This window comes from Glutamicibacter sp. (genome assembly GCF_032154645.1).
In the GTDB taxonomy this organism is placed as follows: Bacteria; Actinomycetota; Actinomycetes; order Actinomycetales; family Micrococcaceae; genus Glutamicibacter.
Genome location: NZ_JALDXV010000013.1, coordinates 1 through 12,712 on the forward strand (window position 1 = coordinate 1; position 12,712 = coordinate 12,712).

Consider the following 12,712-nt stretch of genomic DNA (forward strand, 5'->3'; position numbering starts at 1 on the left):
CGATGCGTTCCGGATGCACCTGCCGGTAACACCACTATGACCCTGTCAAGTCCGAGGGCGTTTCGTTCAAGACGATTCACCTTGAGCGAGCACATATTATTCAACGCACCACACTCGCCGAATGTTCCCAAAATCTATGTTTTGGAATCACCAGCATTTTCGAACCTAACCGGGTCTGTTGAACCATTATCCATGAATTCATCCCCGGATACCACTTGAAGCTACCTAGACACTTTGTGTCACACGAATTGTGCCCGCCAGGCGCGTAATTGATCGGTGGCCCAATACGGCATCACACCGCTCATCAGCAGCTGTTTGAGAAGCACAGCCAAGTTGTAATCTTCGCATTCGCGCAGCACCTGCTCCAAAAGCGTCATGGCCAACGAGCCTCGGCCACGCGCCCACTCTATCCAAGCGAGTACGCACAACAGTGCGTACCGTTGATTCCCCTGAGCCACGCCGAGTAGATCCCGGGCGACGGCCCAGAGCCGCTCAGTCCGCTGCCAATCGGGACTGCGCCAACCACGCCCAAGGAGAAAATTCGAAAGTTCAGGAACGGCTTCACCTTGTTTCCGTTCGGTCAAAATATTGAAAATTTTCAAGGTAGCGTCCTGATCCGTGCCAGCCAGATACGGAAGCAGGTCACGGACAACCTTCCAATGGAGGGAACGCAACAGCTCTACGGCGCAATCCGGATCCGAGTGGAGATAAATCAGTGCGCGGTCTACGGGGAAATTGAGCAGCTCAGCCCATCGAACCAGCCCTGCACTTTTTTGGGCGCCAGGTGCCTTAGACCTGTCGAAGACTTCCCGAGCGTTGGGCCACGGTGGAATGCCGCATCCGTCCCAAGGCTTTTGCAGGGGCGCAGACCCAGCAAGCACCATCGACAAATTGGTCGCATTCGATAACGTCGAAGGCCGCGGTTTTGCCTTGTTCCAGCCTGGTGCGTCATAGTCCCACACCGAAGTGTCATCCACGCACCATGAATGTTGCAGCCCAATTTGCCTCGCGCTCAGGTGGGCCTCAAGTCGTTCATGTAGTTCCGCGAGCGGGGCCTGTTCATGCTCCCCTACCACCTCTGGCACGAACGCCACAGATATGACGCTTTGGATCCCCGGCAATTGACCTGCGAGATTCGTTACCTGCCGGAGCCACGAATCCAGGTCCTTCGATGCCGATGCCTCATCGGGAAGATCCACGCGCAACGTCGCTTCAAGCCGCTTGCCGTCGATCAGCAGCAGCACCATCGAATTGCTGGGCTGAAATCCGAGTGCATGCGGGATATAAGCAAGGATGTCCTCTATATCGGACAGCGAAAGCGGTTGCCGTTCAGGTGTTGTTGTCATGATCCAACACTCACCCAGTTGAAGGGACGCGCTGTCCTCACCGCGACGAGCTGTGGACAAGCGCGGAAGGAGACCGGCGTTGAAGCTATTTGGAGTTCAGCTGACGTTTCGCTTTGCCGCGCTCAATCAGCATGAAGGTGACGCCGATGGCAGTCATGACGAACTGGAACGACAATGCAAATTTGAAGGCGGGCAGGTTATACAGTTCTCCGACGGAGCCGGCTGCCTTGTATTGCCAGTCCATGATGAATCCGATGACATAGATCGTGATGAAAGCACCGATGAAACCGCCGGTATTCACTACGCCGGTAGCTGTTCCCATCAATTGCGGCGGATTGAACGTCCGGGCGAAATCAAAACTAATCACCGATGCAGGTCCACCTGCTGCCACGGCGATCATCAAGATGATCAAGACCCACATCGGAGCCTGCCCTGGCCAGGCCAGAACGATGATCCACATCAGCACAATCCAGCCGACGATCGAGAGGGCAAAAGTCGATCGTTTTTCCGGGTAGCGAGAGGTAAGCGCTCCCAGAAGCGGGCCCACCAACACGGCAACGACGACAAAGATTGTCATCAAGCTTGATGCGATCGAACTGTCGATGCCTTCGCCCTGGACAAGGAAGGGGTAGCCCCAAGACATCATGAAGACATTTGCCATGAAAGCGGTCGTGAAATGCGTCCAAAAACCGAGCCGAGTTCCTGGCTGACGAATCGCGGCGGCAAGCCTGGAACCTTGATGTGATTCACCGTGGACTTGCGCGCCTGACCATCGCGGGCCATTGCGCACAAACGCGACTGTCGTGACAAGCGTTGCGAACGCCAGCGCCGACAGCATGGAAAATGCCTGAGTCCAGCCGATGCTGATCAGCATCATATGGAACGGGAAAATGCTGATGAGCTGGCCAAGTTGCCCGAAAGTTCCGGTCAACTGCGTCAGAATCGGAATTCTGGAACCGGAGAACCACAACGGAAGCAGCTTAAGCACCGAGACGAAAACCATCGCGTCACCCATGCCAACCATGACGCGGCCGACAAGGCCCATGGGCACGTTAGTGGATATCGCAAGGAACGCCTGGCCCACGGTCATCAGTGCCGCACCGCTGGTAATAAGTATTCGAGGGCCGAGCTTATCAAGGGCTAAACCGACCGGCACCTGCGCCCCGGCGTAGACCACAAGCTGCACCACCGAAAACGTCGCTAAGATTTGTGCACTTGCGTTAAATCGCTCGGTGGCTTCCAGGCCCGCCACACCGAAGCTGGTGCGCTGGGCGATCGCTGAGATGTAGGTGAGTATGGCAAAACCATAAACAGTCCACGATTTCGCAGAATTAAGCTGCGTGGAAGTCACTACTCCGGATCACCTGGCAATTGTCCGTTATCGGTACTGTTCAGCCAGTCGTCGGTATCTTCGATGGTCGCCAGGAAGTCCTCTACTCGAGTACCGAGCTCTTCTGCATCGGGCAGGTTCTCCCCTTCGTCCAGAAGGAGCGAACGGCGTTCGTGTTCTTGCGAATGGGCGTCGAACCGCTTTTCGAATCCGTCGACCATTTGCCTCACGTCGGTGCTGTTTTCCAACTGCTCAGCAAGCTGTCCATCCACCAGTCGGCCCGCTTCACGCAGGTTGTCGGTGGGCAAGGCAAGTTTTAGTGCGGCACCGACATATTCCAGGGCGGCTACCGCAACGGCTGGGTATTCAGATTCTGCAAGGTAGTGCGGGGTGTGCAGCGAGTAGCCGACCACATCGCGCTCGATGTCGTTCAACCGGATTTCAAGAAGCGAGGTTAAACCCGCTGGGGATTCAACCGTCGGGCTCCACGTAGAGATGTTCTCTATCAGATCCTTGCGGTTTCCGTGTGCTGTGACGCCAACCGGTCGGGTGTGTGGAACGGGCATAGGAAGCGATGCTGTGCTGACGACCAAATCGACGTTGAATGCTTTGACGAAACTGATCAGTTCGGTGATGACCCGTTCCCACTTCAAGTCAGGCTCCACGCCGGTGACAAGCCAAAAGCGTTGTTCAAGTTCGTCGGTCATCAGGTAGATCTCCAGGCGCGGAGCCTGGTATCCGGCGAAATGATCACCGAGGAATGTCACGCGTGGCCGTTGTGAGGTGTAGGCGACAAGTTCATCAGCGTCGAAGCTTGCAAAAAGTTCGGAGTCCAGCTTGCCGAATAGTTCGTTGGCTACCTGCGAATGGGTGTTGCCCGCATCCGACATTCCACGCAGGGAGATGTACATCCCCAAACCCTGCAGGCTTGGATCGTCCAGTTCGTTCGCGACAAGAGTCATCAACGGTTCTTTGGACATGTCCACCTCTCTTACTGCGCTGGGAACGACTTTCATCGGTTCCATGGTTCACTCGCGACACCTGATGCTCAGGGTCTGCGCAATGAACTCAATTCATCATCATATCGTGGACCGACTTACGCTCGCTGTGAAGTAACGCACCATGACGCTATACCTCGGATAATATTTTCTATTGGGAGTACACAGTCTGCCGGTCTTACCGTGACCGGAAGTTACGCGGACTGTCTCATCCTTAGACCCTACAAAGGCACAGAAGGACTGATTTTGTGATCAACTCCAGTGATCTCACACTGACTGCCATTGGCACCGAGATTCAGCGCAAGGGCGCGGATACTTTGGTGCTGGGCGTATGGAAGAACGAAGACAAGGTATTCATTGCCGCTTCTCCGTTCTCTGCGGACACCACCACCGAACTTGAGAAGACGCTGAACGCCATTGGCGTTGCCGGTAAGGCCGATGAAGTGACCTTGCTGCCAGCCGTGGAAGAAACCAAGGCCAAAGTCCTGATGTTCATCGGGCTGGGCGTAAAAGATCTTGCAGAACTTACCGATGAGAAGCTGCGTCGCGCCGCTGGTTCAGCCGCCCGTCAGCTTTCCAACGCAAAGAGCGCAATCTTCGCGTTCCCAGCCGACAGCGTTGCGCGGGCGGCAGCGGTCGCCGAAGGCATTGCCCTGGGCAGCTATCGCTATGAGAACCTGCGTTCCAAGCAGAGCGACAAGCCAGTGCTCAGCGAAGCGCTGATCGCCACCTCGGTCGCCACCGACAAGGATCTGCCGGCGGCGCTCAAGCGCGCGGCCGTACTGGGACGTGCGGTTCGTGCCACCCGCGACCTGATCAACACCCCAGCAAATCTGCTCTACCCCGAGTCGTTCGCCGCTACCGTCAAGGACTACGCCAAGTCCCTGCCGTTGAAGGTCACCGTCATGGATGAGAAGCGACTGGCCAAGGACGGCTTCGGCGGCCTGATCGGCGTTGGCGGCGGCTCCGTACGCCAGCCGCGCATGGTCAAGGTCGAGTACGCACCGGCCAAGGCTGCCAAGCACCTGGCGTTGATCGGCAAGGGCATTACCTTTGACACCGGCGGCATCTCACTGAAGCCGCCTGCAGGCATGCACGCCATGAAGTCCGACATGTCGGGCGCCGCCGCCATGTTCCAGACCATCGCAGCGATTGCGGAGCTGGGCCTGAACCTCAAGGTGACCGCATGGTTGTGCCTGGCGGAAAATATGCCAGGCGGAGCGTCGACTCGTCCCGGCGATGTCATCACCATGTTCGGCGGCAAGACCGTCGAGGTGCTGAACACCGATGCCGAAGGCCGTCTTGTCATGGCCGACGGCCTTGCTGCAGCCAGCGAAGAAAAGCCAGATGTAATGATCGACATGGCAACCCTGACCGGCGCCCAGATGCTCGCACTGGGCCTGCGCACCGCCGGAATCATGGGCGACGAGGCAGTCCGCGACGAGCTCGTTGCCGCTTCCAACGAGGTGGGCGAGCTGGCCTGGGCCATGCCGCTGCCAGAGGAGCTGCGCCCGAGCATCGACTCGCAGGTAGCGGATCTTGCAAACATCGGCGAACGCATGGGCGGCATGATGACCGCCGCAGTGTTCCTGGAGGAGTTCGTCGGCGAGGTCGACGGCAAGAAGATTCCTTGGGCACACATCGACTTTGCCGGTCCTGCTTTCAACGAGGGCAGCGCCTGGGGCTATACCCCGAAGAACGGCACCGGTTCCCAGGTTCGCACCCTGGTGGCCTATGCCGAGAAGCTTGCGGGCTCCAACTAGTCGCAATTGTGACGTCAGCCCGTGGTGCCCGGATTCTCGGTAATTCGCGCACCACGGGCAGTTCAACAGACGAGACTTGCCTGACTTTTAAGCGCCCGAAGATGACTATGGCGTATTGACGGTACTAAGGTAAGTTCTGAAACATCACCGTAGACTCATGGCCCGCGCCTATCAGCGCAAAACCCTGTGCTCTGCGACCCGATCCCCTGGTCGGCCAAAGCCGACCTCACTTAGCTAATACGAGGGAGCGTTCACGTGGCCGATTCGGCAGCAACGCAAGAATTTGATGTCCTCATCCTCGGCGGTGGATCCGCTGGATACTCGGCAGCCTTGCGCGCCATCCAGCTGGGCTACAGCGTCGGACTGATCGAAAAGGAGAAGCTGGGCGGCACCTGCCTGCACACCGGCTGTATCCCAACCAAGGCTTACCTGCACGCAGCTGAGCTTGCCGAGAACGCTCGCGAGGGTGCCAAGTACGGCATCAACTCCTCGCTGCAGTCCATCGACATGGCTGGCGTACGCAAGTACAAGGAAGGCATTGTCGCTGGAAAGCACAAGGGCCTTGAAGGCCTGCTGAAGATGAAGAAGGTCAACGTTATCACCGGTAACGGCCGCCTCATCTCGCAGGATTCCATCGATGTCGATGGCACCGTTTACAAGGGCAAGAACATCATCCTCGCCACCGGTTCCGAGTCCAAGACCTTCGGTCTGGAAATCGGCGGCCGCATCCTGACCAGCACCGAAGCGCTGAACATGGAAGAGGTGCCAAAGAGCGCCATCGTCCTGGGCGGCGGCGTCATCGGCGTTGAATTCGCATCCGTTTGGAACTCCTTCGGTGTGGACGTCACCATCGTTGAGGGCCTGCCATCGCTGGTTCCAAACGAGGACCCAGCCATCATCAAGGTTCTGGAGCGCGCGTTCAAGAAGCGCGGCATCAAGTTCAACACCGGTGTCTTCTTCGAGAAGGTTGAGCAGGACGCCAACGGCGTCAAGGTCTCGCTGGCCGACGGCAAGGTTCTGGAAGCCGAGATCGTTCTGGTGGCAGTGGGCCGCGGTCCGGTCACCGCAAACCTGGGCTACGAGGAGCAGGGCATCACCATCGATCGCGGCTTCGTGATCACCAACGAGCGCCTGCACACCGGCGTAGGCAACATCTACGCCATCGGCGACATTGTTCCAGGTGTCCAGCTGGCTCACCGCGGTTACCAGCACGGCCGTTTCGTGGCCGAAGAAATCGCTGGCCTGAAGCCAACCATCGTCGAGGACATCAACATCCCGAAGGTGACCTTCTGCGAACCTGAGATCGCATCGGTGGGCTACTCCGAGCCAAAGGCCAAGGAGAAGTTCGGCGCCGATCAGATCGAAACCACCGAGTACAACCTGGCCGGCAACGGCAAGTCCTCGATCCTTGGCACCAGCGGCATCATCAAGATGGTCCGCGTCAAGAACGGCCCAATCGTGGGCGTTCACGGCATCGGCGGCCGCATCGGCGAGCAGATCGGCGAAGCACAGCTGATCGTGAACTGGGAGGCATTCCCAGAGGACGTGGCTCAGCTGATCCATGCGCACCCAACCCAGAACGAGTCCCTGGGTGAGGCCGCTATGGCCTTGGCCGGCGCTCCTCTGCACGGCTAAAGACGCATTTGAGTCATTCAGGCAGCGCGTTTTCCGACGCGTTGCCTGAATGCACTAGGCTCGGAGGCAACGCCTCCTACAGAATTCAAGCTTTATAAACGAGGAGATACGGGACGATGTCTGAAACCGTAAACCTACCCGCACTGGGTGAAAGCGTTACCGAAGGTACGGTAACCCGCTGGCTGAAGCAGGTCGGCGACCGTGTCGAGGTAGACGAACCGTTGGTGGAAGTTTCCACCGACAAGGTAGACACCGAGGTTCCTTCGCCAGTTGCTGGCATCATTGAAGAAATCTTTGTCGCCGAGGACGAGGAAGCCGAAGTTGGCGCTCCACTGGTCCGCATTGGCGACGGTTCGGGCTCCGGCGAAGCCGCTGCCCCAGCCGCACCAGCCGCCGAAGAGGCACCTGCCGCTGCACCAGCAGTCGAGGAAGCTCCAGCTGCCCCTGCAGCTGCCGCCGCTCCTGCTGCACCAGCCGCCGGCGCAACTTCCGGCACCGAAATCACTTTGCCAGCGCTGGGCGAATCGGTCACCGAAGGTACCGTCACCCGCTGGTTGAAGGAAGTCGGCGAAGAAGTAGCAGTTGACGAGCCTCTGGTTGAGGTCTCCACCGACAAGGTCGACACCGAGGTTCCTTCCCCGGTTGCTGGCACCCTGCTGGAGATCCGCGTTCCAGAAGACGAGACCGCTGAAGTCGGCGCAGTCATCGCTGTCATCGGTGCCGCCGGCGCCGCTGCACCAGCACCGGCCGCTCCTGCAGCCCCAGCTCCTGCCGCCGCTCCTGCTCCATCTGCACCTGCAGCCCCGGCAGCCGCTCCGGCTCCTGCCGCGGCCCCAGCTGCACCTGAAGCTCCAGCAGCAGAATCCAACGAGTCCGGCTACGTCACTCCCCTGGTTCGCCGTCTGGCCAACCAGCACGGTATTGACATTGCATCGGTCAAGGGAACCGGCGTTGGTGGACGCATCCGCAAGCAGGACGTGCTTGAAGCAGTTGCCGCCAAGGAAGCAGCAGCTGCGCCAGCAGCCGCAGCAGCTCCAGCAGCCGCAAAGCCAGCTGCTCCAGTCGTCGAGGCTTCCTCGCTGCGTGGCACCACCGTCAAGGCTCCGCGCATCCGTCAGGTCATCGCACGCCGCATGCGCGAGTCCCTGGACATCTCGACTCAGCTGACCCAGGTCCACGAGATCGACATGACCCGCATCGTGAACCTGCGCGCCAAGGCCAAGGCCAGCTTCAAGGCCACCAACGGTGTGAACCTGACCTACCTGCCGTTCATCGCCAAGGCTGTCACCGAGGCACTGAAGGCTCACCCATCGGTCAACGCCAACTACGATGAGGAAAAGCAGGAGATCACCTACCACAACGCCGAGCACCTCGGCTTCGCGGTAGATTCCGAAAAGGGTCTGCTGGTACCGGTCGTCTCCAACGCAGGCGACCTGAACCTTGCTGGCCTGGCCAACAAGATCGCTGACGTTGCAGCACGTACCCGCGGCAACAAGATCGGCCCGAACGAGCTCTCCGGCGGCACCTTCACCATCACCAACATTGGTTCGGTCGGCGCCCTGTTCGACACCCCGATCATCAACCAGCCAGAGGTTGCCATCTTGGGCACCGGCACCATCGTCAAGCGCCCGGCAGTCATCACCGACGCCGAGGGCAACGATTCGATCGCCATCCGCCACATGATGTACCTGTGCCTGACCTACGATCACCGTCTGGTTGACGGCGCCGACGCCGGTCGCTTCCTGCAGACCGTGAAGGCTCGCCTTGAGGGCGGCGCTTTCGAAGGCGATCTGGGACTGTAACAGCACTAGCTCAACTTAGTCGGACTAGCTAAGAAAATCGCTCCTCCCCCGTATCGGGGGCGGGGGCGATTTTCTCGTTTTCTACGAACAGTCGAAGATCGATTAGGCTAGGGGTATGACAATCCTGTTTTCCATTCTTCTTTTCGTGCACATTCTTGGTGCAGCAGCAATTTTCGGCGGCTGGCTAGCCAACTTTAAGAACCCTACCGTGACCATCTGGCAGTGGTACGGCGCGCTGGTACAGCTGATCACCGGACTGGCAATGGTTGGCTTGGCAGAAGCCAACGGCGGCGACTTGAACCACATCAAGATCGGCGTCAAGCTGGTCATCGCCATCGTCGTTGCAGTGGCCGCTTTCATTGGCCGCAAGAAGGTCAAGGCCGGCGAGGAAGTTTCCACCGGTTTGGCCCACGCTGTCGGCGGCATGACGTTCATCAACATCGCCGTGGCAGTGCTCTGGCACTAAAGCCTTGGCGCACCGCGTCTTCAAACGCCCTAACACCAATGAGCAGTGGTGTTAGGGCGTTTTTTGCGGCTACTTCTGCCTGCTCAGCACATTTCCCAGCCGCCATTTGCCCTCAACCAGCTGCACCTGAACTTCTATTTGCTCTTCTCCCCCGGCCGCAACTTCATGCAGGGTCTTGCCATCGGAATCTACGTACTTGAAATCGTTCATCGTTGATTTGGCGCCCAAGATCACCACGTCACCCGCCCCGCGAGCGATCACCCTCAGATCACGCAGCTTAGTGTTTAGGCCTTGTATGCTAAGCCCCAGCTTCGAGAGCTGCTTCAGGGTCTGCTGGTCTCGCGAAAGCTGCTCGGAACCCTTCACATAGATATCATTCAGGGCATTTAGGTCTTTGGTATTCATTGCCTGGTCTCGTTGAGCCGACAAGGTCAAAAATGAAGAAATGACCGTGTCGGATTCAAAAGCGCACGCTGGAACATAGCTAACATCCTTGATGTGACAGCTGGAGTCTTCAGTAGGCTGTGCAGCCAGCGCAAGTGGCGAAGCTTCCTGGCCGGAGAGAAGTGACGACACCGCATATGCGCCTCCGGAGAACACAATCAGCGCCGCGATCGCAGAACTTGTGATCTTGAGCGCCCCAGGCGTTCGTCGAAGCTCATGCCCATGCCACTGGTTGCCTGACTCAGGGTTGGTGTGGCGCGTTCGAGGCTTCCGTCTGTGGGACCCTGGCTTGTCGTAGGAATGAACGGTTTCCATGAGGTGGTTGGTTTCGGGGTCGATATGCCCTTCCCAATGAATTGGTTCAGCGGCGGCACTGGTAAACAGCGTTCTGGCAAATTGTTCGGCGCTGGGGCGCTCCAGCGGATCGTCGCTGAGCGAATCGACAAGCAAACATTGGACGATCTCCGGGATGTCCGGGAACTGCACGCGCACCGGTGCGCGGGTGTGAAGATCCCCCGGAGCATTCCCGCAAAGCAAAAACCAGAGGCAGGCTCCCAACGCGTACACGTCTTGGTCGCCAAAGTTCTGTTCGATCCCGCCGTGAATGACCTCAGGAGCGATAAACCCCGGCGTTCCGGCCATCGGCGCCTGAATCTGGCTGACCGAGGACTCTTGGAAATCGATAATCTTTGGCATGCCCTGTGCAGTCAACAATATATTCGCTGGAGAGATATCACCGTGGCGAATGCCATGTGCATGCAGCCCGCTGATGGTTTGTGCGATGGGTGCCAAAGCTGTGACGGATTCGCCGAGGGTAAATACAGAACGATGTTGCACCAAGGATGCGAGATTTCCACCGGGACAATATTCCATCAGCAGTCCGTCGCCAAGATCCGTAGTAAGGATCCCGTAAAAATCAACGACATATTTCTGTTTCAAGGCGACATTTTCTTGCTTCAGCGATGCAAGATTTTCGGTCCCCTCGCTGAACTTTAGAACCATGTACTTTTGGTCTGAGTCCCTTCGAATCAACCAGACTTTACATGGTGACTTGGTAGTTAACGGTTTGATGGTCATATACCCGGGGCATGTAGGCCACGCCAGGACGTTACCTAGTTCACTCATACGTCCGTTGTACCCGAGAAAAGCAAAAAGCAAACTCGTTATCCACAGCTATTACTACACATTGTCGAATTAGCGACGTTTCGTTCAACGGCGTAGGGTAATTTCCATGGCGATCGAATTCGAAAGAGTCGGACTCGGCACAAATTATGTACCTTATATGCAAGCTTGGGACTACCAGATCCAATTGCATGATGCAGTAGCCGCGGACGAACAAACCCCTAAAGTCCTATTCCTCGAACACGAAGCAGTGTACACCGCAGGAAAACGGACTGAGCCCGAGGATCTTCCTCTCGACGGTACCCCCGTCGTAGACGTTGATCGCGGTGGCAAACTCACCTGGCACGGTCCAGGACAGCTCATTGGTTACCCAATAGTCAAGCTTCGCAAAATCAGCGCAATTCGACTTTACGTGGAAACCTTGGAACAAGCGCTCATCAATGTCATTGACGAGTATGGAATCCCCACTGTTCAGGTCAAGGGCCGCTCTGGTGTATGGGTTCCTGGCAAGGATGGAGAACAGGACCGCAAGATTGCGGCCATCGGCATCCGCATCAACCACGGCGTTACAATGCACGGCTTTGCCCTGAATTGTTCAAATGATCTCGCCGCCTACGAACAGATCATCCCGTGCGGCATTTCTGATGCGGGAGTCACTACAATGTCTAAGGAGCTGGGTCGAGAAGTGTCGCCCAGCGATGTAGTCGATCGGGTTCAGGAAGAGATTGAGCGTCTCCTCAGCCCACAAGTCGTCTAGACAACAATTCCTTCCCCTAAGAAAGAGCAGTTCATGAGCATCGAGCCAGAAGGCCGTCGACTACTTCGCGTTGAAAAGCGCAATGCTGCAGTTCCCGTTGAGCGTAAGCCAGATTGGATCAAGGCTAAACTCAACATCGGTCCAGAGTATGTGGGCCTGAAGAACCTCGTGCAGTCCGAAGGCCTGCACACCGTCTGCGAAGAAGCAGGCTGCCCCAATATCTTCGAGTGCTGGGAAGACCGCGAAGCCTCATTCCTGATCGGTGGATCCGAGTGCACCCGCCGTTGCGACTTCTGCCAAATCGACACCGGCAAGCCAGCCGCACTGGACCGTTCAGAGCCATTCAAGGTAGCCATGAGCGTTAAGAAGATGGACCTTCGCTACGCCACCGTTACCGGCGTGGCACGCGACGACCTTGAGGACGAAGGCGTCTGGCTGTATGCAGAAACCGTTCGCCGCATTCACCAGTTCAACGAAAACACCGGTGTCGAGCTGCTGATCCCGGATTTCTCAGGCAAACCCGAGAACTTGGACGCTATCTGCGATTCTGCACCCGAGGTCTACGCGCACAATGTTGAAACGGTTCCGCGTATTTTCAAGCGCATCCGCCCGGCATTCCGCTACGAACGCTCCATGGACGTCATCACCCACGGCCACAAGCGCGGCCTGATCACCAAGTCCAACCTGATCCTTGGCATGGGCGAAACCCGCGAAGAAATCTCCGAGGCCATGCGCGACCTGCACGAGGCGGGCTGCGACTTGCTGACCATTACCCAATACCTGCGACCAACCGAACGCCACCTCCCGGTGGACCGCTGGGTCAAGCCGCAGGAATTCTTGGAGCTGCAGCAGGAAGCCGAGGAACTCGGCTTCGCAGGTGTGATGTCCGGACCGTTGGTCCGCTCTTCGTACCGCGCAGGACGTCTCTGGGCGGGTGCCATGCGCAAGAAGGGACGCGAAATCCCTGAGGCGCTGGCACACATTGAATCATCCGGCGACACCCGTCAGGAAGCCGCCTCGTTGGTGAACCACTAACCACAACTTTCCTG

At 57.8% G+C, this 12,712-nt stretch carries 10 protein-coding genes; 6 read left to right on the forward strand and 4 right to left on the reverse strand.

Annotated features, from left to right (window positions below; all coding sequences use genetic code 11):
- Positions 1–239 precede the first annotated feature (239 nt).
- From RUH64_RS11475 to RUH64_RS11485, 3 genes are all read right to left on the reverse strand, one after another.
- Positions 240–1,346 (reverse strand): DUF4192 domain-containing protein, encoded by a 1,107-nt coding sequence (locus RUH64_RS11475; protein ID WP_313813485.1) that lies wholly within the window; start codon positions 1,344–1,346, stop codon positions 240–242.
- Positions 1,347–1,431: 85 nt separating this feature from the next.
- Positions 1,432–2,697, reverse strand: a complete 1,266-nt coding sequence (locus RUH64_RS11480; protein ID WP_313813487.1) for an MFS transporter — start codon at positions 2,695–2,697, stop codon at positions 1,432–1,434.
- Positions 2,697–3,656 (reverse strand): PAC2 family protein, encoded by a 960-nt coding sequence (locus tag RUH64_RS11485; RefSeq protein WP_313813488.1) that lies wholly within the window; start codon positions 3,654–3,656, stop codon positions 2,697–2,699. Before RUH64_RS11485 ends, RUH64_RS11480 begins: the two co-directional genes overlap by 1 nt.
- A 266-nt stretch (positions 3,657–3,922) precedes the next feature.
- Between RUH64_RS11485 and RUH64_RS11490 the strand changes: the two genes are divergently transcribed.
- The 4 genes from RUH64_RS11490 to RUH64_RS11505 all read left to right on the forward strand — a co-directional run bounded on the left by RUH64_RS11490 (position 3,923) and on the right by RUH64_RS11505 (position 9,340).
- Positions 3,923–5,437, forward strand: coding sequence for a leucyl aminopeptidase (locus RUH64_RS11490; protein WP_313813489.1), 1,515 nt, complete (start codon positions 3,923–3,925; stop codon positions 5,435–5,437).
- 255 nt (positions 5,438–5,692) lie between these two features.
- Positions 5,693–7,072 (forward strand): dihydrolipoyl dehydrogenase, encoded by a 1,380-nt coding sequence (gene lpdA / locus RUH64_RS11495; RefSeq protein ID WP_313813490.1) that lies wholly within the window; start codon positions 5,693–5,695, stop codon positions 7,070–7,072.
- 116 nt (positions 7,073–7,188) lie between these two features.
- Positions 7,189–8,874, forward strand: coding sequence for a 2-oxoglutarate dehydrogenase, E2 component, dihydrolipoamide succinyltransferase (gene sucB / locus RUH64_RS11500; protein WP_313813492.1), 1,686 nt, complete (start codon positions 7,189–7,191; stop codon positions 8,872–8,874).
- Between the two features lie 115 nt (positions 8,875–8,989).
- Entirely contained in the window at positions 8,990–9,340 is a 351-nt protein-coding gene (locus RUH64_RS11505; protein WP_313813494.1) for a hypothetical protein, read from the forward strand.
- 69 nt (positions 9,341–9,409) lie between these two features.
- Here RUH64_RS11505 and RUH64_RS11510 read toward each other — a convergent pair whose 3' ends face one another.
- The gene (locus RUH64_RS11510; protein WP_313813495.1) at positions 9,410–10,861 is read right to left on the reverse strand and encodes a protein kinase domain-containing protein; all 1,452 of its coding nucleotides are present in this window, start codon (positions 10,859–10,861) and stop codon (positions 9,410–9,412) included.
- 148 nt (positions 10,862–11,009) lie between these two features.
- On the opposite strand from RUH64_RS11510, the gene lipB reads away from it, so the two are divergent.
- Positions 11,010–11,663, forward strand: coding sequence for a lipoyl(octanoyl) transferase LipB (gene lipB / locus RUH64_RS11515; RefSeq protein WP_313813593.1), 654 nt, complete (start codon positions 11,010–11,012; stop codon positions 11,661–11,663).
- 33 nt (positions 11,664–11,696) lie between these two features.
- Positions 11,697–12,698 (forward strand): lipoyl synthase, encoded by a 1,002-nt coding sequence (gene lipA, locus RUH64_RS11520; protein WP_396276011.1) that lies wholly within the window; start codon positions 11,697–11,699, stop codon positions 12,696–12,698.
- Positions 12,699–12,712 lie beyond the last annotated feature (14 nt).

Bases quoted from the DNA above. Each gene is read 5' to 3' on its own strand.
- lipA (WP_396276011.1), top strand. From the start codon at position 11,697: ATGAGCATCGAGCCAGAAGGCCGTCGACTACTTCGCGTTGAAAAGCGC.
- RUH64_RS11475 (WP_313813485.1), bottom strand. From the start codon at position 1,346: ATGACAACAACACCTGAACGGCAACCGCTTTCGCTGTCCGATATAGAG.
- RUH64_RS11485 (WP_313813488.1), bottom strand. From the start codon at position 3,656: ATGTCCAAAGAACCGTTGATGACTCTTGTCGCGAACGAACTGGACGAT.
- RUH64_RS11510 (WP_313813495.1), bottom strand. From the start codon at position 10,861: ATGACCATCAAACCGTTAACTACCAAGTCACCATGTAAAGTCTGGTTG.
- sucB (WP_313813492.1), top strand. From the start codon at position 7,189: ATGTCTGAAACCGTAAACCTACCCGCACTGGGTGAAAGCGTTACCGAA.
- RUH64_RS11505 (WP_313813494.1), top strand. From the start codon at position 8,990: ATGACAATCCTGTTTTCCATTCTTCTTTTCGTGCACATTCTTGGTGCA.